The organism is Vibrio sp. QJM3NY_39, assembly GCF_057785895.1.
Genome location: NZ_CM173506.1, coordinates 72,475 through 93,735, shown reverse-complemented (window position 1 = coordinate 93,735; position 21,261 = coordinate 72,475). Strand labels below are relative to the sequence as shown.

The 21,261-nt window shown below is 44.1% G+C and carries 17 protein-coding genes and 1 pseudogene; 10 read left to right on the top strand and 8 right to left on the bottom strand.

Features of this window, described 5'->3' with window-relative positions; all coding sequences use genetic code 11:
* Window positions 1-60: 60 nt before the first annotated feature.
* Together AC3CHU_RS16475 and AC3CHU_RS16470 are read right to left on the bottom strand one after the other, a co-directional pair.
* Window positions 61-381 (bottom strand): heavy metal-binding domain-containing protein, encoded by a 321-nt coding sequence (locus tag AC3CHU_RS16475; protein WP_004730185.1) that lies wholly within the window; start codon window positions 379-381, stop codon window positions 61-63.
* A gap of 58 nt (window positions 382-439) precedes the next feature.
* Complete coding sequence (locus tag AC3CHU_RS16470) at window positions 440-1,366, bottom strand: LysR substrate-binding domain-containing protein (protein ID WP_488525942.1); 927 nt, start codon at window positions 1,364-1,366, stop codon at window positions 440-442.
* Window positions 1,367-1,457: 91 nt separating this feature from the next.
* Between AC3CHU_RS16470 and AC3CHU_RS16465 the strand changes: the two genes are divergently transcribed.
* Complete coding sequence (locus AC3CHU_RS16465; RefSeq protein WP_488525941.1) at window positions 1,458-2,495, top strand: DMT family transporter; 1,038 nt, start codon at window positions 1,458-1,460, stop codon at window positions 2,493-2,495.
* A 42-nt stretch (window positions 2,496-2,537) separates the two neighbouring features.
* Here AC3CHU_RS16465 and AC3CHU_RS16460 read toward each other — a convergent pair whose 3' ends face one another.
* Complete coding sequence (locus AC3CHU_RS16460; RefSeq protein ID WP_488525940.1) at window positions 2,538-5,561, bottom strand: HD domain-containing phosphohydrolase; 3,024 nt, start codon at window positions 5,559-5,561, stop codon at window positions 2,538-2,540.
* 346 nt (window positions 5,562-5,907) lie between these two features.
* Here AC3CHU_RS16460 and AC3CHU_RS16455 point away from each other — a divergent pair, with 346 nt between their 5' ends.
* The 4 genes from AC3CHU_RS16455 (at window position 5,908) to AC3CHU_RS16440 (ending at window position 9,539) form a co-directional block, all read left to right on the top strand.
* The gene (locus AC3CHU_RS16455; protein ID WP_054547061.1) at window positions 5,908-6,654 is read left to right on the top strand and encodes a phosphatase; all 747 of its coding nucleotides are present in this window, start codon (window positions 5,908-5,910) and stop codon (window positions 6,652-6,654) included.
* Between the two features lie 166 nt (window positions 6,655-6,820).
* Window positions 6,821-7,216: a cytochrome b562 gene (locus tag AC3CHU_RS16450; protein WP_004730193.1), complete on the top strand. Its 396-nt coding sequence runs from the start codon at window positions 6,821-6,823 to the stop codon at window positions 7,214-7,216.
* A gap of 325 nt (window positions 7,217-7,541) precedes the next feature.
* Window positions 7,542-7,892, top strand: a complete 351-nt coding sequence (locus AC3CHU_RS16445; protein WP_488525939.1) for a hypothetical protein — start codon at window positions 7,542-7,544, stop codon at window positions 7,890-7,892.
* Between the two features lie 111 nt (window positions 7,893-8,003).
* Window positions 8,004-9,539, top strand: a complete 1,536-nt coding sequence (locus AC3CHU_RS16440) for a PepSY-associated TM helix domain-containing protein (RefSeq protein WP_488525938.1) — start codon at window positions 8,004-8,006, stop codon at window positions 9,537-9,539.
* Between the two features lie 113 nt (window positions 9,540-9,652).
* On the opposite strand, the pseudogene gloA2 reads toward AC3CHU_RS16440, so the two are convergent.
* Together gloA2 and AC3CHU_RS16430 are read right to left on the bottom strand one after the other, a co-directional pair.
* Window positions 9,653-10,053: pseudogene (gene gloA2 / locus AC3CHU_RS16435) on the bottom strand (SMU1112c/YaeR family gloxylase I-like metalloprotein).
* Entirely contained in the window at window positions 10,053-10,985 is a 933-nt protein-coding gene (locus AC3CHU_RS16430) for a LysR family transcriptional regulator (RefSeq protein WP_004730200.1), read from the bottom strand. Before AC3CHU_RS16430 ends, gloA2 begins: the two are co-directional and overlap by 1 nt.
* A gap of 393 nt (window positions 10,986-11,378) precedes the next feature.
* On the opposite strand from AC3CHU_RS16430, the gene AC3CHU_RS16425 reads away from it, so the two are divergent.
* Together AC3CHU_RS16425 and AC3CHU_RS16420 are read left to right on the top strand one after the other, a co-directional pair.
* Window positions 11,379-11,972 (top strand): cysteine dioxygenase, encoded by a 594-nt coding sequence (locus AC3CHU_RS16425; protein WP_488525937.1) that lies wholly within the window; start codon window positions 11,379-11,381, stop codon window positions 11,970-11,972.
* A 137-nt stretch (window positions 11,973-12,109) separates the two neighbouring features.
* Window positions 12,110-12,922 (top strand): helix-turn-helix domain-containing protein, encoded by an 813-nt coding sequence (locus tag AC3CHU_RS16420; RefSeq protein WP_054547057.1) that lies wholly within the window; start codon window positions 12,110-12,112, stop codon window positions 12,920-12,922.
* 21 nt (window positions 12,923-12,943) lie between these two features.
* Here the strand turns inward: AC3CHU_RS16420 and AC3CHU_RS16415 are convergent, their stop codons facing one another.
* Window positions 12,944-13,690: an EAL domain-containing protein gene (locus AC3CHU_RS16415; protein WP_237289176.1), complete on the bottom strand. Its 747-nt coding sequence runs from the start codon at window positions 13,688-13,690 to the stop codon at window positions 12,944-12,946.
* A 368-nt stretch (window positions 13,691-14,058) separates the two neighbouring features.
* Here AC3CHU_RS16415 and AC3CHU_RS16410 point away from each other — a divergent pair, with 368 nt between their 5' ends.
* The 3 genes from AC3CHU_RS16410 (at window position 14,059) to AC3CHU_RS16400 (ending at window position 17,464) form a co-directional block, all read left to right on the top strand.
* Entirely contained in the window at window positions 14,059-15,252 is a 1,194-nt protein-coding gene (locus AC3CHU_RS16410) for a glycine C-acetyltransferase (protein WP_102464641.1), read from the top strand.
* A gap of 109 nt (window positions 15,253-15,361) precedes the next feature.
* Window positions 15,362-16,393 carry an L-threonine 3-dehydrogenase gene (gene tdh / locus AC3CHU_RS16405; RefSeq protein ID WP_004730216.1) on the top strand — a complete coding sequence of 344 codons (1,032 nt, stop codon included), beginning with the start codon at window positions 15,362-15,364 and terminating at the stop codon, window positions 16,391-16,393.
* A 210-nt stretch (window positions 16,394-16,603) separates the two neighbouring features.
* Window positions 16,604-17,464, top strand: a complete 861-nt coding sequence (locus AC3CHU_RS16400) for a transporter family protein (protein ID WP_488525936.1) — start codon at window positions 16,604-16,606, stop codon at window positions 17,462-17,464.
* Window positions 17,465-17,564: 100 nt separating this feature from the next.
* Here AC3CHU_RS16400 and AC3CHU_RS16395 read toward each other — a convergent pair whose 3' ends face one another.
* Window positions 17,565-18,791, bottom strand: a complete 1,227-nt coding sequence (locus tag AC3CHU_RS16395) for a DUF819 family protein (protein WP_171307935.1) — start codon at window positions 18,789-18,791, stop codon at window positions 17,565-17,567.
* A 541-nt stretch (window positions 18,792-19,332) separates the two neighbouring features.
* On the bottom strand, window positions 19,333-21,258 hold the full coding sequence (locus AC3CHU_RS16390) for a monovalent cation:proton antiporter-2 (CPA2) family protein (protein WP_488525935.1): 1,926 nt from the start codon (window positions 21,256-21,258) through the stop codon (window positions 19,333-19,335).
* Window positions 21,259-21,261: the final 3 nt, after the last annotated feature.

Genomic DNA, 21,261 nt, shown 5'->3' with positions numbered 1-21,261 from the left:
AATCTTAAGTGACTAAGTGACTAAGTGACTAAGTGACTAAGTGATTGAGCGACTAGGCGATTAAGCGACGACAACCGCTGTACCGCTCGCCGATACCATTAGCATGCCATTACCCGTTCCTAGTACCTCGTAATCGATATCTACGCCCACAACCGCGTTCGCGCCTGCTTCAATGGCTTTTTGTTCTAGCTCTTTGAAGGCGTAGTTGCGTGCTTTTTCTAATTCTTTCTCGTAGGTGCCAGAACGTCCACCCACAAAGTCACGAATTCCTGAAAACATATCTTTGAAAACATTCACCCCTAGAATGGCTTCTCCGGCGATAACCCCTTTGTAATCGACAATGCGTTTGCCTTCAACAGATTGAGTGGTGGTAATAATCATAATGGCCTCTTGTAAGCTTGATGAGCTGTTACTCGCTGTATGGATTGATAGTTTGGTCTTACTCTTGAATAACATCGCTCAGTGTTGTCTCTGAGCGTGTGAATTCATGCCTCAACCATGTTCTCAGTTTTAGCACACTTTCTTGTTTTAATTTGTTTTTTGGGCAAACAAAATAGAAATCTTGGTGTGGATTCGCGACGGGTTCGCCCAACTCCACTAGCATCCCATGGCTGATGTCATCTTTCACAAACAAGCGATGCGTGACCAATACGCCTAACGAACGAATTGCAGCTTGAACCGCTTGAATAGAGACATCAAACGTTAGATTGCTATGGAATGTGGGTATTGGGATTTGGTAATTGTCGCACCAGACTTGCCAGTCGTGTTGTCGCCTGAGGTTAAAAACGCCAATAGTCGGGTTTTGTTTGACGAGTTGCTGGACGTTTAATCCGGTCTGGTTTTTCAATAGAGCAGGGCTGCACACCAAGACCAGGTCATCGTCGCCGAGCTTTTCGCTGTAATATTGTTCCCACTCGTTTGGCTTACCATGTACGAGGGCAATATCGACACCTTCTTGTTCGATATCGAAAGGGCCGGTTAATGTCGAAATACGGATATCAAGTGAGGGAGCAAATGCTTGGAATTCGGGGACTCGAGGGATCCACCAGTGCATCGCGAGTGAGTTCACCATGTTAAGAGTGATACGGTGATCGTTAGGCGTTCTGGCAAGCTCTTCGGTGGCTTCTATCACTTGCTCAAGTGCGGGCGCGACCTTTCGATAATATCGCTTACCGGCGGCATTAAGAACAACACGACGACCTACTCGCTGAAATAGCGGTTTATTAACCAGTTGCTCTAGTGATTTGATGGCTTGGCTTACTGCAGAATGACTGACAAACAACACTCGAGCAGCGTCGGTCATACTGCCGGTTTCAGCAACAGCAATGAAAGCATAAACGGATTTAAGCGGGACGAGTTTCTTCATTGGTAAGTTTTCCTTACAGTTATGGTTAATATTACTCGCTATTTTTCATCACGTCACGCTTCTAAAATAGGTGTCATAGGAGGTGATAATTATGTCTGATATTACCAAGGCGACGACTTTCATGTTGTTGTCGACGTTCAGTTTGTCTTTGAGTGGCTTGATGGCCAAGTATCTATCTGAAGTGATGCCAATCTCGTTACTCAGTTTTGTGCGTTTTTTGTTACCCAGTCTGTTCTTATTCTTATTCTTGATGTTCTACAAAATAACGAAACCTTCACTCGATATGTGGAAACCTTTAGTGATGCGGGCGATCTTTATGGTGGCGTGTCAGTGGTGTTTCCTTACTTCACTACAAACCTTAACGCTGGTTGAAGGTGTGGTGTTATTCAGTACGGGGCCTCTGTTTATTCCATTGTTAGAAAAATTAATATTCGGAACCAAGATTCATACAACGACTATCGCATGTTTAGCAATTACATTCTTCGGCGTAGTGATGATGGCAGGGGATTGGTCGCAGTTTGAGTTTGGTTCGGAGTTCTTTAGACCTGCGCTATTGCTTGGACTTCTAGCGGGTGTGTTTAATTCTGGCTCGCAAGTGAGTCTGTACCGAGCATCTAAAACCAGCCTGACACCAGCAGAGCTTAACGCATGGACCTTTTTAGTCGCAGCAATACTCGTTATACCTATGCTCGTGTTTACTTCTGTTTCTGCTGTACCAGATGTACTTAAGGGGGATAGTGTGTATGGATCTTTAACGACTTTGCTGTCGTTTGATGACTTGCGTTGGATTGGACTTGGTGCATTTGGACTCGCACTGTTTACCATTAATACTCAAATTTTCCGCTCCAAAGCTTATAAGCTTGCAGACAGCGGTTCCCAGTTGGCGCCACTGATTTTTACTAACATGCTGTTTAGCGCCTTATGGCAGGGTTTGTTCTTTGATGATGTGTTTTCTACTCAGCAGATGATTGGCATTAACCTGATTGTTGTGGCGAGCATTACCAACACGCTATTAGCGAAGAGACACAGCAAAGCAAAAGCCAAGCAAACACCGCGAGTCACAGTGGCTGTAGCGACGGTAGCCGCTGTAGTGGACGTTGCGGTGCTGGATTCTGCGGCTAAAAGCTAATCATTGATCTTATAGCCTAAAGACTAAATGGTTAGCTCAAACTTAAAATAATGAGCGTATGTACTCTTTTACTCGGTCGATGTGTTCGTTTGGTTCAATCTCGCAACGTTGTTTAGTCTCTAGGAATCGCTCAGCGTATTTGTCGTAGATTTTGTTTTCTAAGAACAGCAAATACAACTTGGGATCGATATGACCGCTGGTGGCCATGTCGGTCATGATATTGAGTGATTCGCTTAGGAGTTTGCCTTTCTTATACGGGCGATCACTGGAGGTGAGCGCTTCGAATACATCGGCAATGGCCATCGCTCTGGACGGCAGAGGTAATTGGTCTTCGCTTAAGCCTCTTGGGTAGCCCTTGCCGTCGATACGCTCGTGGTGTCCGCTGGCGATATCCGGAATATTCTGGAGGTAAGACGGATAAGGCAGCTTGTTAAGCATGGTGAAGGTTTGAATAATATGATCGTTGATCATGAAACGTTCTTCATCGTTTAACGTACCACGACGAACTTTCAAATTGTGCAGTTCACCTTGGTTGTATTTGACCTCTCCTGGCTTAAGCACAAACGCTTCCTGCCATACATCAGCAGGGCTAAAGCCATTATCCCACGGTATTTTATGCTCAGGCTTATCGGCAAGTAGCGGTTCCATCACCGGTAGTATTTGGTTTTTTCTTGCTGGCTCAGCTTCACTCTTCTCTGTCGTGTCTTGTTGTTCATTGAATCTCTCTTTTTCAGACCAAGATAACCCTAGCTGATCGTCGAGTGTTCGTTTCCATTGGCGCTTGGCTATTCGGTCTAAGCGTTCTAGCTGTTCGTCCGTCATCGACTCTCCACCAAGGTTGCACTCAGCAACAAAGGCAAATTCTTCATCCAATTCTGACAAGCTTTGTTCGAGGACCTTAAGCTGATCCTCCTGAAGCGCTCCGTTCGCTATGGCTTTCCAGTAGTCGGTTTCAGCCTGTTGTTTTAACAGTTCGAAACGCATTCGCACTTCGTGGATTCGGTCGTAAATGGTTTCAAGTTTAGTCGCTTTGTCTACGACATACTCGGGTGTGGTTACCTTGCCGCAGTCATGAAGCCAAGCGGCGAGCATTAACTCTTCCCACTGTTTACTATCCAATGAGAATTGCGGGTAATAACGGTCATCATCAATGGTTGCTTGAGTCAGCCATTTGGTGAGTTCAGGCACTCTCTGGCAATGCCCACCCGTGTAAGGTGATTTGGTATCAATAGCTGATGCAATCAACTCGATAAAGGCATTAAGCATGTCTTTCTGTTGCTGCATTTGGTCAATGTTATCTTTGGCTATTTCCGCAAAGCTGAGCAGTTCTCGTAAGAAGGCGTGCTTGTCTGACTGCATCTTGGTAATCGGTCTTTCATAGCCAATTGCGACGATACCCACCAACAACTTCTCACGATTTAATAGTGGAAACAGGTACAGATCTGAATTGAAGATCGAATCTTGGTAATAGTTGAGAACATTGTCTTCTCGGTTTAAGTGGATGGTTTCTCCAGATTTAAGTTGGCACAGCAACCAAGGCGTGTGCTTGATGAAGTCATTGATGTCGGCCTTAAAGGGAAGAATGGCGAGGTTCGCGGCCGTATCAAACACATCTTTCTCTTTTGATTGAGTGAAGAGGACAATGGTTTCTGCTTTGGTAATTAAATAGCTTTGATGAGCAATATTTTTGGCTAAGATCGAAAATTCCTGATTACCTGCCGTGTCTCGAAGTAGCGTAATAAGATCATGAAGTGTGTGTTCCATCAGCTCAATTGAGTGGGCGAGGTTAGCCACTTCTTGAATCATGCTTTTGGGATAATGAGTTCGCCTGAAGTCAAATCGTGCGATGTTGTCGGTGAGTTGCATCAGTGTATTGAGCGGCTGAGACAGTCGATTAGCAACAAACCATACGATAGCGAAGCAGATGAACAACATACCAATCGCGACCGCAACTTGCTTGTCTCGCATTGAGATAAGATCAGAGAGCAACTCATTGTGTGGCGTAGCCTCTGCCAAATATAAAGTGACATTCTGAGTGAGCTCAACAGGCGTTAGCGTCAATGCCCAAGTGTTTAAGTTGTACTCAACGTTTTTTAGGTTGAGGTTTAATTTCTCCTCGTCGGAGATAAGTGGTGCTATGACGGATGCTTTCAATGCTTCCATCTGTTCACGTTTGGGCACATTAAAGAAGCTTTGGTCTTGCTCACTGCCAGAGAGTTTCCCCGTCGTTTGGTTATTCGTTTTCTCAGTTTTACTTGTGTCGTTAGGCTGGGAGGTAAGCTTGGGAATCGATAGATCAAGTTGATGTTGGCCGAGAAGATTGAAATGTTGATCGAACAGAGCGAGTCGGGTTTGTGGAGAGTAGGCCAATTCACTGATCTGGGAAGAGAGAGATTTCAACGTGAAGTCGGCACCAACGACATGCTTGCCATCCAAAGAACGTCTAGAAAGAGTGATGCCATTGGTTTGCAGGAAATAGAACAGGTAGGGCTCAGAGAGTTGTATTGAGCCGTCAGGCTTTGCGTTACGAAACCAAGGTCGAGTCGTGGGGTTGAACTTACTCTCGGCTTGTCGGGTACTGATCACTTGGTGTGCGCCATCGAGAAAGGTAATAAAGTTTTCACCATCTAGATTGGTGCTGCTGACCATCATGGTCGCTTTAGCGGGAGCGTTGTTATCGGCTCTCTGTTTAATGGAACTCAGAGGGCGAAAGATTCTGAAATCACCATCTTCAGAGCCATAGAATAGAGCGACTAAGTTAGTATTTTGTTTGAAGATGATATCGACCGAAGCAAGCCAAGATTCTTTTTCGACGGAGGAGGTTTGATGAGCAACAAACGGGCTCACTGCCATCACGTTTAAGGTTGTGATGACTGGGGCAATAGCTTGTTTAAATACCGATTCCAACTTATCGCGATGTTCATTACTGACTTCGCGCACGGTGCCTAAAAGCAGTTCTTGAGAGTGCCGATAACTTATCGAAATCAGTATGGTACCGACAAGAGTGGTCAAAATTAAGAAAAGGCTAGTGATGTGGATACTCAGCGGATATCGTCTTCTTCTCATCTAACACTCCAGTTTGTAGACTGGTTTAAGTATTGACGAACTTGGGTAGGTTGCAAAAAATTGGCGTAATTACCGAGTATGTTCGATTTTACTCAGATAAGAAAAGCGTTAGTGTCTTCTGGTTAGCCACGTATTATCGTGCTGTGTAAATGAACTCGCAAGAAACCCTTATGTTTAGGTGCTAATTGTCACTTTCAGCTGATAAACTGGTCGAATTGTTGCCATTAAGCATTCCTTTTCAGAAGCACTCCTTTTCAGAAAAAGGTGCAGGCACTCCTTTCCAGAAAGAGACTCAGAGTTACTTTCTGAAAAACGTTTTTTGACCAAGCGAAGAGAGCATTGATTCATGGAACTCAAAGTAGATACCCACACCCACACATACGCAAGTGGCCATGCTTACAGCACGCTGATCGAAAACGCCAAATCGGCGAAGCAAAACGGTTTAGCCATGTTTTGTACTACTGACCATTCAGAATCCATGCCGGGCGCTCCACACTATTGGTTTTTCAGCAATCAGCGTGTGCTCCCTCGTTTTATTGAAGATGTCGCAATTATTCGAGGTGTCGAGTCAAACATCATGAATACACAGGGTGAAATCGACATTCATCCGAGTGTGGATAAGAACTTGGATTGGGTGATCGCGAGTTTTCATGAGCCAGTATTTCGTCCATCGGATGTCGCTACCCATACAGAAGCATTGTTGAATGTGATTAAAGGTGGTCGAATTGATGCACTTGGTCATTTAGGAAACCCAAATTTTGATTTCGATTTTGAAGCTGTGATTCAATGTGCGGCGGAACATAACGTTGCGATCGAAATTAATAACACCACGCTTAAAGGCAATAGTCGCGTTGGCAGTGTTGATCGTTGTTACGAGATCGCAAGAATTGCTAAAGCGAAAGGTGCGTTTATTACGACAGGTAGCGATGCGCATTTCTGCATAGATGTGGGCGGGTTGGATCTCGTGTCTTCACTACTTGATGAGGTGGGCGTGGATTCGAGCAAGGTTATTACCCATTCACCACAGCAATTCTTAGCTTTTTTGGCATTGCGTGGTCGTCAATCGATTGCCGAGTTTTCGGTATTTGAATGATGGTTTGCCTGGTACTTGTCAGTAATTAGCTAGCTAGTTTGCATTTCGACACAATCAATTTTTGTACCCGACGGATTTTTGTATACACTAGCCGAAAATAATAAAGTCGAAGTGCCACAATAACGATGGCGCTATCTTCAAAGACATCGCTTCACCTGGAGAAACAATGAAAACTCGCTCAATCCTTTTATCTGGCTTAATCGCTGCTTCGCTATTGTCTGGCAACGCTTTTGCTAATGTTGACCTTAAGAAAAACATGCAAGAAATGAAGCTTGCGTTCAAACAAGCGGCAGAAGCTCAAAACATTGAAGAGATGCAAAAGCCTATCGTACGTATCGACACGCTAGTTGCTGAGCTCAAAACGGGTGTTTACCCAATTGAGAAAGAAGAACACTTCATGGAAGGTTTCAAAAAGATCAGTGCATCGATTGATAGTATTGAGAAGAAGCTAGACCAAGGTGAATTTGAATCTGCACAGCAAGAGCTTCGTACTATCGATGGCCTTCGTGAAGAGTATCACGAGAAGCGCAATCCAAGCATTTGGAGCAAGATCTTCGGTTAATTTGCTAATCAATTGAGTTTGCTAGATACGTAACAAAGAGCAGAGCCTCAAGATTCGATTTCTAAAACGCTGCCTTACATTACTCTCATTAGAGGAAGATGTAACGCGGCGTTTTTTATTGTCTTTTTTCTAAACAGTTTACTGCTATTTTCTAGACATGTTACTGCTAATAGGTGCGTAACATTCTTTTGGCTCTTTGGTTGTAACCAGTTTTTAACTAAAAAGAGTGTGCGTTAGCTTCAATTTTTTAACCTGATGTTAATCTTTACGTTTACCTATATAACAAGTGCCTCATAATAAGGGGAATTTATAAAGATTAGGAATAATGCGCCGAACTTCGTTCAATTTCTCCATGTTACTTGCTACAGCATTAAGCTGGGTGCTAGTGACATTAATGCCTGTTATCAATGCTCATGGTAATAGTGCGGGAGTATGGGCGTCGTTATGTACGGTCAACGGCTTTGAACTGGTTCAAATTGATGAAGGCGAGCCCAATACTCACAAAGGAAAGCCGTGTCCATTTAGCCATTTTTCCACGTTTCACCAAGACGAACTTCCAACTACACTACTGACAACTCGACTGAGTTCTATTGTCTCAGACAGCTACGCTTTTTTGGCTCTAAGCGAACGCTATATGAGGCAAGCCCCGCGCGGCCCTCCCTTTGATATTGCTTAAAACTAACCCACTAAAATAATTTAAAAATAAAGTATTAAGTAAAGTTAAACATGCTCAGATTACTTTCTGATTTTTCAGAAGGTATGTTTGCGTGTGTCAAAGGAAATAATAATGTTGAGAAATGAATCTCAAAGCTCTGCGAAAGCACAAGCGACTTCGCAGTCTACAAGCAGTGCAACAACTGGTTCGGAAACCAATATAAAAAGAAAAGACCGCAATAAAACTCTCTACTTCCTTACGTGGCGTTGGCACTTCTATGCCGGGCTATTCGTTATCCCATTTATGTTGATGTTGAGTATTACTGGTTTGGTGATGCTGTTTGATGATGAAATCGAACTTGCTTTCCATCAAGACGCGATTGAAATTGTTGCATCGGGCGAACCGATCAAGGTGTCACAACAATTAGCTGCCGTACAACATCAATACCCACAAGGTACGGTGACACAGTTTGTACCGAGCAAAGTCCCTGATCTGGCTAACCGATTTTCTGTATCACTTGAAGATGGCATTTCCGTTTTCGCCACGGTGAATCAATATACTGGTGAAGTGGTAGGAGAAATCCCGCGCAGCGATAGCCTGTATCAACTGGCGAATGACATTCACGGCACTTTGTTGATTGGTGATTGGGGTGATTATCTAATTGAAGTCGCAATAAGCTTGTCTATTCTGTTGCTCATCAGTGGCATTTACTTATGGTTACCGAGAGATAACGCGAGCCGCGCTGGTTTTCTTAAGCTTCGATTTGGTTCAGGAACGCGTATTTTAATGCGTGATCTGCATGCGAACATCGGTGGAACACTGTCATTCATTCTTCTGTTATTTATTCTTTCGGGATTGTCATGGACAGGTTTTTGGGGCGGTAAGCTAGTGCAAGCATGGAGTACTTTTCCTGCTCAAATGTGGGACGACATTCCTCTGTCTAACGAAACGCATGCTTCTTTAAATCACGGGTCTGAGGAGGAAATGCCTTGGAACCTAGAGCAAACGCCACTGCCTTTGTCTCAAGATAAGCCAGCAGAACACGTCCACCAAGTAGAAGAAGCGTCTGAAGCTCATGATCATTCTAAGATGGGTGAGGATCATTCTCAGCATGTATTATCTGCGAGTAATTTCTCGATTGATGATGTGATAGCAAAAGCTCAATCTCTTGGTTTTACGCAATATAAAGTCAATTTCCCGCGCTCAGAAACGGGTGTTTACACCGTGGCTGCGAATACCATGGGCGGTGACATTATCGATCCAACCCAAGATCGCACGACTCACCTCGACCAATATTCAGGGCGCATCCTAGGAGAGGTGACGTGGCAAGATTACAATTTATTCGCCAAAACCTTAGCCGTGGGTATTTCTCTGCACCAAGGTGATATCAGTATCATCAACAAGCTTCTAAACGCGTTGTTCTGTCTGGCATTCATTTTGGTGTCAGTGACTGGTGGAGTAATGTGGTGGATGCGCAGACCTTCAGGCCAGAGAAAGTTGGGAACGCCACCGAAGTTTGGCGATGCAGGCTTATGGAAAGCGGGTTTAGTGACTGTGGTTATTATTTCGATATTGTTTCCACTCGCGGGTGCAACGATTGTGACTGCAATGCTATTGGATTGGTTACTGTTTTCACGCGTTGAGAAATTCAAGACCGCGTTGAGTTAATTGACATGCAAACGGACTTTCTCGACTTGAGAAAGTCCGTTTTATTAATCAGATGATTGCTTCTTTTGTGAGGGAGGCTTTAGACTTGATTCAGCGCTAGATTTGATAAAGCTTTAGATCTGATAAAGCTCTAGCGGCAGGCCGTCTGGGTCTGCGAAAAACGTAAATGATTTCCCCGTATACTCATCAACTCGAATCGGTTCGACTTCAATACCTTGTTCTTCCAAATAGCTTTTGGCATGTTGAACGTCATCAACACAAAAAGCCAAATGTCTCAGCCCTTGAGCTTCCGGAAAGCTTGGTCTTTCAGGTGCGTCAGGGAAGCTGAATAATTCTATTTGAGCGCCATTAGGCAGTGCCAAGTCAAGTTTGTACGATTGACGCGCTCCACGATAATTCTCCGCAACCACTTCAAGCTTTAAAACTTCTGTATAAAAGCGTTTAGAGACTTAAAGCGTTTAGAGACTTCATAGTCTGAGCAAATAATGGCGGCGTGGTGTATTCCTTTCAGCATTAGTTTATTTCTCCTGCCAGCTTGTCACCCAAGTGTTCCATCGCATAATCAATGAACACACGCAATCGGGCAGGCATGTACTTGGTTTGAGCAAACTGCATCGCGATAGCGCCATGGTAGTTACTCTTGATAGTCCAATCTTCCAGTACTTGCACTACAGAACCTTCAGCCAATGCATCTTGAATCACGAAGTCATGGAAAATACCCACTCCAAGCCCTTCTTTAACACCTTTCAATCGCATCTGAGAGTGGTTCACAGCGTAACGTCCGCTGACGGGGACTGTATAAAACTCATCATCTTTAAGGAAGTCCCAAATGTGGTCTTTATCTGTTTCTGCAAGGTATAAGCAGTCGTGCTCAGAAAGCTCGGTAGGGTGGTGAGGGATTCCTTTGGCATCTAAATAGTCGGGGCTCGCACAAAGTACAAGGTTCGTTTTTCCGAGTTCTTTCAATACCAAACTCTCGTCAGGTTTGTCGGTAAGGCGAAAGGCAATGTCGATGCCTTGGCGCAATATGTCGATGTCGCCATCGGCGGCTCTTAATTTGAGTTGAATCTCAGGGTACTGATTCAAGAATGGAACAACGAAAGGCTGTAGCACGGAGTTCAAGAAGGCTTCTGGCGCCGCTACTGTTATTGAGCCAGCAGGTTCAGTATGATCGGAGGTAGACAGCTCAACCGCTTGTTGCGCCGCATTAATCATGACCACGCTTTGGTCGTATACCAATTGACCGGCCTGTGTGATGATCAATGTACGAGTGGTTCGCTCGAACAGCTTTACTGAGAGTGCTTTTTCTAGACGTGTGATCAATTTACTCAACGCTGAAGGTGTCACGCCTAGCTGCTTTGCTGCAGCGGTAAAGCTACCTTCATTCACAACTAAGATAAACGAGGCGAGATCGGGAAGTAGGGCGATGAGTTTTGGGTTAATCATAAGTATCCAGTTAGACTGATTTCAACGGTGGCCATAACCTTGATTGTGAGTGATATCTTCTAATTTGTGAATCAATTTCATCAATTGATACGCGCAATAGTAGTCGTGATGGAAGCCGCTCTTTTGTTGTTCCTATTTCATATTACTCAGTTATTCACATCTCAAGTCAATATGGCGATTCCGTTGCTTCAAATTGGTTGTTAGATGCTTTTGTTATATGAATGTAAATGCTTGTGATTGCTTGTTAAATTTTAATTTAAACGGTGTTAGTATCCTCCCAACTTGTGCTGAATCGAATCAGCCATATTTCATCGTTCGAAGAGAGCTTTCAACTTCAACTTCAACTTCAACTTCGAGTTCGGAAGAGCAAAAACATAATCAGAGGTAAGTATTTTGCAACGTACTGATATCACCCCAACGCAATCTCCCGCGTTAGCCGCGTTAATTAATAACGATTATGAGCTTAATTTCCAAGAGTTTATGGACCAAATACAGCTGGCGAATAAACCCATGTCTCTGGCTTCCATTCGGTTCATATTGGATAACATCGAGCTGAGTAAAGAAGAGATCAAGTCGTTGGCGAGTTTTGATAAAGAAACATACTGTCGACAAAGGCTTTTCAAAAATGACCACTGTGAAGTTTTAATTTTGAGTTGGCTAAATGGACAAAGAAGTAAAATACACGATCATTTGAATACGTCTTGTGGCGTAAAGGTTCTACATGGGCAAGCAACGGAAACCTTGTTTGAAACGGCGGCTAATGGTCACATTTTTGCTTCTCAGTCGACTCATTTCCAAGAGGGGAGTGTGACCGTCAGTAAAGATAATGATATCCATCAGATATCGAATCTACAGGCTGGAGATGAACCGCTCATTACGTTACATGTGTATTCGCCCCCTTTAAGCCAATTCCATCTCTATCAGCTAGAGAGCGGTAAGTCGGATCTGCTCGACATACAACAAGAGTGCTGGGCCTACGAGATTTAACATTTATCTGTAGCGACCTGCCTACAAATACCAACCAAGTTCTGGGGGAGTTTTGGTTAAACGAGGTTATGCCCAATGCATCATGTCATAGTAGAGATAAGTAAACTACACTAGTTAAAAAGCTAGGTAAGTGACAGATGAATAAAGACAATTTCCCAATTGAGCTAAAACGACTTCGTGAATCAGCGTCCATTTCACAGGAAGAATTTTCAGAATTGCTTTCCAATTCTCATCGAGCATTTTTTGGTGTTAATCAAGTAATGGTCAGTCAGTGGGAAAGGGCAAAGACGCTGCCTAGTTTTGTTCGTCGCCTTGGTATCGCGAGTTTCTTTCAGGTCGACTATGATTTTTCGGTAGAAGAAATGGTGCAAGTCAAAGCCGCAACAAAGAATATGGAACGTCCGTCTAATGCCGATATTGGCTACGACTATGAGGTCACAAGCGTAGAGTCATACAACATGGGCTCGCTTCCTGCGAAAAGGCTTAAGTCGATTCAAGGGATGCACCTCAAAACTTATGGCAAAGACTTTATCGAGGTAGCTCAGTATCTTGGCGTGAGAAAAGACGATATGCAGGTGCTTTGCTTCTTGTTCGAGGGAGTCATTATTGGTCATGTGGTTTACGATGGCCTCAGTAAGATGCTTTGCAGTGTTGGCGCGGTTAGCATCGTGATTCGACGCAAGATCTTCGATTACATGGCAGATAATTTGGCAGGCATTGAATTTCGCTTTCCGACTCTTGATCCTGCAATGTCCCAGTTCCTCTATGATCTTTACTTAGAGCCATACATGAGCAAGCTCGGCATGCCGTTTTTCAAGGCTGATATAAAGAAATTAGTGAATAATCCGTTCTCTCAAAACATCCAAAACAAACACGATATCTACTTCAAGTACATTCGATATCACGACCTTAAGCAGAAGAAAAAAAGCGTCGAGTTTGTTTTAAGCTAACGTTACTTGAGTTCCAACTATCTACATGACAAATCTAAGATCAGTTAAAGGCAGTGGCTTTGAGTATAGAAAGCCTTGATAGCTGTCAAAACCTAGCTGGTGGATTAGTTGACGTGTATCTGTGTCTTCAACGCCTTCCGCAACGGTTTCGATTCCAGACTCTTTGCAGTACGCCAGAGTGCGCTTAACCAAGTCGGAGCTTGCTGGCTCAATACTGTTCACAATCGATTTATCGAACTTCACTTCATCGACATTAAGGCCCATCACCTTATTTATGTCTGAATAGCCAATGCCAAAATCGTCGATAGAGATTCTGACGCCCAGAGACTTAAAGCGCTTAATTTGCTCACAAAGCTGCTCATCCAACTGATCATTTTCACTTAGCTCAAAGGTAAGCTGTTCTGCCTTGAAAGACGCATTCCAAAGTAACTCACGAACTTTCTGCACGTTATCAGGGTTCGCCAGTACTTTCTTACTGATGTTCACGGCTAAGTTCAGGTGAACAGAAAGCGATTTTACCTCTGTTAATGATTGCTCAAGCACACTAAAAAAGATCTCTTCTTCATAACCCAATGCAAACGCACGATCGATAAATACGCCCGGAGAGAAAATCCCTTCTTCTGGAATGTCTAGGCGAAATAGCGCTTCAACCCCAGTCACTTTCTCGACACTAGGCTGAACCTTTGGCTGATAAAAGCAGGTGTGCCAGTCATTCTTGAAAGCTTCTTGTATGGTGTTGTCAGATAGGGTCATTTGCTTGTTTCTCATCTTGTCTCATTTGCATCGCGGCGTAACGGTCGCACATTCTGAGAGAATCGGAGAATCATCACTATATCGTTCTGAGATGAAAAATTGATATTTGATATGAATGTGAAATTAGACAGAGACGGAAGGTAATTTGACGTTAAAAAGAACAGGTAAGAAGCGTTTATGTGCCCTGCGTCACTGGGATGAACTATTATTAGTGCCTGTGATTCATTAATGTTTTTCCAACTAAAGGGATAATCGAGAAGGGGATGTTCAACTAGAATAGGGGTATAAGTTTTACAGTGTAAATGATCGAATTGAAATCGTTTACATCCCCTACATAATGCGGCGCACGATGCTGCTGAATAATAACTAGGAAGGAATAGACAATGTCTTCTGCATTTTACCAACAGATTCAAACTCAAATCGAAGAAGTTAAAGAAGAAGGTCTTTACAAGTCTGAGCGAATTATCACTTCGGCTCAAAAAGCAGCGGTTTCTATCTCGACTGGTGAAGAAGTACTAAACTTCTGTGCAAACAACTACTTAGGCCTTGCTAACCACCCTGACCTTATCGAAGCGGCTAAAGACGGTATGGATCAACACGGTTTTGGTATGGCTTCTGTTCGTTTCATCTGTGGTACTCAAGACTCTCACAAAGAACTAGAGCAAAAGCTATCTACGTTCCTTGGTAAAGAAGACACTATCCTTTACACATCTTGTTTTGATGCAAACGCTGGCCTATTCGAAACGATCCTAGGCAAAGAAGACGCGATCATTTCTGATGCTCTAAACCACGCATCTATCATTGATGGTGTTCGTCTGTGTAAAGCAATGCGCTTCCGTTACTCGAACAACAACATGGAAGAGCTAGAGCAGCAACTTATCGCAGCTAAAGAAGCGGGCGCTCGTCACACGCTTATCGTAACTGACGGTGTGTTCTCTATGGACGGCGTAGTCGCTAACCTTCCTGCTATTTGTGACCTTGCTGACAAGTACGGCGCACTAGTGATGGTTGATGACTCTCACGCAGTTGGCTTCATGGGTGAAAACGGCGCGGGTACTCACGAGTTCCACAACGTTGTTGACCGTATCGACATCATCACAGGTACGCTTGGTAAAGCAATGGGTGGCGCTTCAGGCGGTTACACTGCTGGTAAGAAAGAAGTGATCGACTGGTTACGTCAGCGTTCTCGTCCATACCTATTCTCTAACTCTGTTGCACCTGCAATCGTGTCTGCGTCTATTCGCGTTCTAGATCTTCTAGCGGAATCTGGCGACCTACGTACTCAACTATGGGAAAACTCTGCTCACTTCCGTACTCGCATGGAAGCAGCTGGTTTCACTATGGGCGGTGCTGATCACGCAATCATCCCAATCATGCTGGGTGATGCAAAAGTAGCGGCTGAATTCGCAGAGCGCGCACTAGAGAAAGGCATCTACGTAGTAGGTTTCTCATTCCCTGTAGTACCAAAAGGCCAAGCTCGTATCCGTACGCAAATGTCTGCTGCACACTCTCGTGAGCAACTGGATCGCGCAATCGATGCGTTCATTCAAGTTGGTAAAGACATGGCTATCATCTAATTTTAAGGGATGCCTTATGCGTCCTTTGATTAGATAGAGCAACACCTAATCGAACATATAGATTTTTGATTCTCGCCTTACAGTTAGGCGAGATGAACTGGATAACATTATGAAAATTAAAGCACTTTCTAAGCTTAAGCCTGAAGAAGGCATCTGGATGACCGAGGTTGAAAAACCTGAAATGGGTCATAATGATCTTCTTATCCGTATTAAGAAAACTGCAATTTGTGGTACTGACGTACATATCTACAACTGGGATGAATGGTCACAAAACACAATCCCAGTACCTATGGTAGTAGGTCACGAATACGTGGGTGAAGTTGTTGGCATTGGTCAAGAAGTTCGTGGTTTTGAAATTGGCGACCGTGTATCTGGCGAAGGTCACATCACATGTGGTCACTGTCGTAACTGTCGTGGCGGCCGTACTCACCTTTGTCGTAACACAACAGGTGTTGGCGTAAACCGCACTGGTGCGTTCTCTGAATTCCTTGTGATCCCTGCGTTCAACGCATTTAAGATCCCTGCAGAGATCTCTGACGATCTAGCATCAATCTTTGACCCGTTTGGTAACGCAGTACACACAGCGCTTTCTTTCGACCTAGTAGGCGAAGACGTGCTAATTACTGGTGCTGGTCCAATCGGTATCATGGCTGCTGCTGTTGCTAAGCACGTTGGTGCTCGCCACGTTGTAATCACTGACGTAAACGAATACCGCCTAGATCTTGCCCGTCAAATGGGTGTAACTCGCGCAGTAAACGTAATGGAAGAGAAGCTTGAAGACGTAATGGCTGATCTTGGCATGACTGAGGGCTTCGATGTAGGTCTAGAAATGTCTGGTAACCCATCTGCGTTCAACAGCATGCTGACTAACATGAACCACGGCGGTAAGATCTCTCTACTAGGTATTCCACCATCAGACATGGCAGTAGATTGGAACCAAGTCATCTTTAAAGGCTTGGTTATCAAAGGTATCTACGGTCGTGAGATGTTCGAAACTTGGTACAAGATGGCTTCACTAATCCAGTCTGGCCTAGATCTAACACCAATCATTACTCACCACTACAAAGTGGACGACTTCCAGAAAGGCTTCGACATGATGCGCTCTGGTATGTCTGGTAAAGTAATTCTTGATTGGGAATAAGCTAAAGGAGTAACTACTCCCGAGCTTCCTGATTCATTAAAAATGCCTCAAAGCGATTTGGGGCATTTTTGTATCCATACTTTGTCTGTTTCTTTATCTAGGCTTCGCTAATTCCCTTCTGTCACTTAATGGCCATTTTACTGTCCAGTAATCTCTAAAATACTCAATAAGCAGTTACACCTTATTGTTTTACTATTGAAGAGAGGGCTCATGGCTTGTAAACCACTTGCACTGATAATAACTGGACTATTATTAACGCCGAATTTTGCTAGCGCTAAGGTCGACATTTCGAAATCTGAAAGCGATCAAGCGGCAGAACAGGCAGCAAAGGAACTTGCAAACCCAAACACAGCTTACGCTAGCCTTAATTTAAAGCTTCAGTATTCAGGTGGTTACGATGGTGGAGGGGATGCTTTCGCGACCGTATTACAGCCGACATTACCGTTTCCAATGGATAATGGCGACAAAGTCATCTTCCGCCCTGCTATCTCTTATGTACAGAACGATTTCCATATGGATACACCAGCAAGCTCGCAGCGTATGGATCAGTCCGGCGTTACAGACATCTCATTTGATTTAGCTTATGCGCCTAAAATGGAGGGCGGTACTATTGTCGCTTTCGGTCTCTTTGCTTCTTTGCCTACGGGCAGTAATGACTTAACGGCTGATCAATTTGCTGTCGGGCCTGAGTTTATGTTCGGTAAGGCAAGCAGCGAGCGAGTTGTAGGTGTTTTTCCAAATCACTTATACGGTGTTTCTGGAGATGGCGCTGACGATTCTGATACTCAAATCAATAAGACATCGACACAAGTATTTTGGGTAGAGATATTAGGTGGAGGTTGGACGATAGGTTCTGCTCCGACATTCTCGTATGATTGGAATAATAATCAGGCGGAAATTCCGTTAAATATAAGCGTAAGTAAAACAACGGTTTTGAATGGGCGTCCTTGGAAGTTTGGCATTGAAGCGAATTATTACCTTGAGAAAGACGAAGAAACGCGTCCAGATTTTATGTTGAGCTTTAATATCAGCCCAGTTGTGGAAAATAAGCTGGCGTCTTTGTTCGATTAAGCCGTTATTTGAAATACAGTTTTAGAAACGAAAAAGGCTGAACGATCATTGTTCAGCCTTTCTTGTTGTTGCTTTAGCCATCTTTGTTTTAAGAGGCTTATTAACCTAGTGCTGCAGCCTGCATGATTAGGCCACAGATGTAAGCGCCGTATGTACCCAGTGCGTAACCCAATACTGCCATTAGGATACCTACTGGAGCTAATGCTGGGTGGAATGCAGCAGCTACGATAGGAGCCGATGCAGCACCGCCTACGTTAGCTTGGCTACCTACAGCCATGAAGAACAATGGTGCACGGATTAGTTTTGCCATCACAATCATGATAATCGCGTGAATAGTTAACCAAGTGATACCGATGAAGAAGTAACCAGGGTTATCCAAAATAGCCGTGATATCCATTTGCATACCAATGGTTGCAACTAAGATGTAGATGAATGCTGAGCCTACTTTAGATGCACCACTGTGCTCAAGGCTGCGCGTTGATTTGAAACATGAAGCGATCAGCGCAAACGTAGTCACCATTACGATTAACCAAAAGAACCCAGAAGTCAGGCTGTATTGCGCTAGCTCAGGAGCGTTAGTTGAGATCCATGGTGCGATCATGTCACTGAAAAAGTGTGCTAAGCCCGTAAGACCAAATGCGATTCCCGTGATCTTCATGAGATCAGTCGTCGTCGTCGGGCGAGCGTTTTCTTCTTGGTACTTAGAAACGGTTTCTTTTAGGTCTTCGATAGATGAAGTATCGGCTTTTAACCACGCATCAATCTTCTTCTGACGGCCAGCCATGATAAGTAATATTGCCATCCAAATGTTGGCACAGATTACGTCTACAGTAATCATCGCAGAGAACAGTTGGTCGTCTACTTCAAACACTTCTTTCATTGCGGCTTGGTTTGCACCACCACCAATCCAAGAACCTGCAACCGTTGTTAGGCCACGCCATACATCACCAGATACAAGGTCAGGGTTGATTTGGTCGATGATCAAGATAGCCAGCGGGCCACCGATGATAATGCCGACAGTACCAGTTAGGAACATGATGACGGCTTTTGAACCAAGGCCAAAGATTTTACGGAGGTCTGCTGAGATGATCAGTAGAACGAGTGCGCTTGGTAAGAGGTAGCGACTTGCAACGAAGTATAACTTAGAGTTTGATGCGTCGATGATGCCTAAACTGTTCAGTAGAGAAGGAACAAAGTAACAGAGCAATAGACCCGGAACGAACGAGTAGAATTTTTTCAGTGCGCTATTTTGGCTACTTTCCGTGATAAAAACACCGCCAAGAATAACAGCTAACATGCCCATTATTACAGCATCATTAGTAATCATTATTATATCTCCTTTAAGGTGAGCGCAAAGGTCTCACTTTTTGAATTGCAGGACTATACCGATAACCGCTATTCGTTACAAATTGTAACGATAGACATGTTTTGAAATGTTTATGTTAATTTTAACGGGTTGAATTTGTGAATGTAGCGCGTTACATATTTGTGTGGTGAATGGTTGGATTGGGGCTTGTGCAGCGTATTTAGATATATGCAATGTAACTCAAACCTTGGAGGGTGGTCGCTATGAATTGGGGCGATGATTGAATGACTTAAATGAGTGCATATATAGCCATGTTTATGGTGTGGTTTATGCGAGGTTGGAATGTTTCAATAATGTAAAAAGTGAATTCACTTTTGCCATGTGGTCAGAAATTAAAAATTTTAGCTAGATCACATAAATCTTTTGGATTACTAGTTTTAGCACCCGCGACTCATGCTCATTTGACGTTTTGTAGGGGGTCAATGAAAGAAAAAGCGGCCTAAATAGCCGCTTTTGATGGTTGCCTAGTATGGTTACCTAGCGCCGTTATTTAGAGTTCTGCTTAGGACTCTTCTTCCTCAAAGCCATCTGCATAGCCTTTCGGTGGCGGTGTCCAACCTCGCTCAGATCGAGAGTGCTTGTCTGAACGGTCTTTTTTCATATCTTCTTTCATTGCTTCTTCAAGGTGAATGAAGATTTGTCGGTAGTTGTTGTCGTAGCGCGGGTTCTCTTCTGCCTCAGACCAAGCTTGGTAGAGCTTTTCAGACTTACGGCTTTCAACACGTTGATACGTCGATTTTTGTTGTTCAACAAAGAATGGGTGATGACCCAAAGAACGCAAGGCTTCTGCGCCCATTTCAAGAGCTGAATGGTAGGTCTCTGATTCCACAAAGTCTGCACCTGCTTCTCTTAAACGGTAGCTATGACCACGGTCGAATGCACGCGCTAAGATTTTCACTTTAGGGTAGTTGTGTTTAACGTATTTGACCAATTCAACGCTTGAGTCTTGGTTGTCGATAGCCACAACCAACATTGCGGCTTCTTCGATACCAGCGGTATGTAATAAGTCATGACGAGTCGCATCACCAAAGTAAGATTTGATGTTGATTGAACGTAGTAAGTCGACTTGATTAGCTTGATGATCCAAAACCACAGTATTGACGTCATTAGATACCAATAAGCGGTTAACAATCTGACCGAGTCGGCCAATACCAGCAATGATCACCGTACCTTTCTCTTCGATGGTATCTTCTTCGCGATCGTTAGACTTTTGCTCATAACGAGGAAGTATCACTTTATCAAATAGAATGAATAATCCTGGCGTTAGGAACATTGAAAGTGCAACAACCAGCGACAGTGTTTGAACAATATCGGCTGGCAGTACATGGTTTTGGGATGAGAAGCTCAGTAGGACAAAACCGAATTCACCGGCTTGCGCTAAGCTCAATGTAAACAGCCAACGGTCACTGTTTTTGATTTTGAAGATTAACGCCAACGTAAATAGCACCAAGGCTTTGAGCAGCATAACGCCAAGGGTGAGGCCAATGATCAAACCAAAGTCGTTGAATAGAACATCAAAGTTGATGCCCGCACCTACAGTAATGAAGAACAAGCCAAGTAGCAGCCCTTTAAACGGGTCGATATTAGACTCAAGTTCGTGGCGGAATTCACTGTTCGCCAATACCACACCCGCAAGGAAGGTACCCAAAGCCGGTGATAAGCCGACTAGGCTCATTAGTGCTGCAATACCAATCACCAACATCAGTGCGGTTGCAGTAAAGATTTCACGCAGACCTGAGCTTGCAACAAAGCGGAACAGTGGACGACTCAAGAAGTGCCCGCCGACAACAACAATCGCAATAGATGCCGTGATCACAAGGCCATAAGCCCAACCGGGTAGGCCCGCAACGAGACTTAGCTCTTCATGGTGATCAGAAGCTGAAGCGACCGCGCTTTGTGCGGCTTCAATTAATTCTGGCAACGCTAATAGAGGAATGAACGCCAACATAGGGATGACGGCAATATCTTGGAAAAGCAGAACAGAGAAAGCGTTCTTGCCCCCTTCGGTTTTGGACAATCCTTTTTCATTGAATGTTTGTAGAACAATCGCGGTTGATGACAGTGCAAAGATCAAACCGATGGTGAGTGCTATCGTCCAAGGCTGCCCAAAGAACAGAGCAATACCCATAACAATCGCGGTAGTGCCGCCAACTTGCAAACCACCAAGTCCCATAAGACGGTTTCTCATTGCCCAAAGCATCTTAGGCTCAAGTTCAAGCCCGACTAAGAACAGCATCATCACCACACCGAATTCGGCAAAGTGTTGAATGGTCGTGGTCTCTTCGCCAACTAATCCAATAATTGGACCAATCACAACACCGGCAATCAGGTAACCAAGCACAGAGCCGAGGCCAAGCCTTTTGGCGATAGGGACCGCGATGACTGCGGCAAGCAAATAGATAAATGCTTGTAGAAAATATCCTGTCATGAT

What these genes read in the sequence shown, in the direction of transcription:
- AC3CHU_RS16465 (WP_488525941.1), top strand. Translation starts at nt 1,458, where the DNA reads ATGTCTGATATTACCAAGGCGACGACTTTCATGTTGTTGTCGACGTTC.
- tdh (WP_004730216.1), top strand. Translation starts at nt 15,362, where the DNA reads ATGAAAATTAAAGCACTTTCTAAGCTTAAGCCTGAAGAAGGCATCTGG.
- AC3CHU_RS16410 (WP_102464641.1), top strand. Translation starts at nt 14,059, where the DNA reads ATGTCTTCTGCATTTTACCAACAGATTCAAACTCAAATCGAAGAAGTT.
- AC3CHU_RS16475 (WP_004730185.1), bottom strand. Translation starts at nt 381, where the DNA reads ATGATTATTACCACCACTCAATCTGTTGAAGGCAAACGCATTGTCGAT.
- AC3CHU_RS16445 (WP_488525939.1), top strand. Translation starts at nt 7,542, where the DNA reads ATGCGCCGAACTTCGTTCAATTTCTCCATGTTACTTGCTACAGCATTA.
- AC3CHU_RS16470 (WP_488525942.1), bottom strand. Translation starts at nt 1,366, where the DNA reads ATGAAGAAACTCGTCCCGCTTAAATCCGTTTATGCTTTCATTGCTGTT.
- AC3CHU_RS16440 (WP_488525938.1), top strand. Translation starts at nt 8,004, where the DNA reads ATGTTGAGAAATGAATCTCAAAGCTCTGCGAAAGCACAAGCGACTTCG.
- AC3CHU_RS16415 (WP_237289176.1), bottom strand. Translation starts at nt 13,690, where the DNA reads ATGAGAAACAAGCAAATGACCCTATCTGACAACACCATACAAGAAGCT.
- AC3CHU_RS16400 (WP_488525936.1), top strand. Translation starts at nt 16,604, where the DNA reads ATGGCTTGTAAACCACTTGCACTGATAATAACTGGACTATTATTAACG.
- AC3CHU_RS16390 (WP_488525935.1), bottom strand. Translation starts at nt 21,258, where the DNA reads ATGACAGGATATTTTCTACAAGCATTTATCTATTTGCTTGCCGCAGTC.
- AC3CHU_RS16460 (WP_488525940.1), bottom strand. Translation starts at nt 5,561, where the DNA reads ATGAGAAGAAGACGATATCCGCTGAGTATCCACATCACTAGCCTTTTC.
- AC3CHU_RS16450 (WP_004730193.1), top strand. Translation starts at nt 6,821, where the DNA reads ATGAAAACTCGCTCAATCCTTTTATCTGGCTTAATCGCTGCTTCGCTA.
- AC3CHU_RS16455 (WP_054547061.1), top strand. Translation starts at nt 5,908, where the DNA reads ATGGAACTCAAAGTAGATACCCACACCCACACATACGCAAGTGGCCAT.
- AC3CHU_RS16395 (WP_171307935.1), bottom strand. Translation starts at nt 18,791, where the DNA reads ATGATTACTAATGATGCTGTAATAATGGGCATGTTAGCTGTTATTCTT.
- AC3CHU_RS16420 (WP_054547057.1), top strand. Translation starts at nt 12,110, where the DNA reads ATGAATAAAGACAATTTCCCAATTGAGCTAAAACGACTTCGTGAATCA.
- AC3CHU_RS16430 (WP_004730200.1), bottom strand. Translation starts at nt 10,985, where the DNA reads ATGATTAACCCAAAACTCATCGCCCTACTTCCCGATCTCGCCTCGTTT.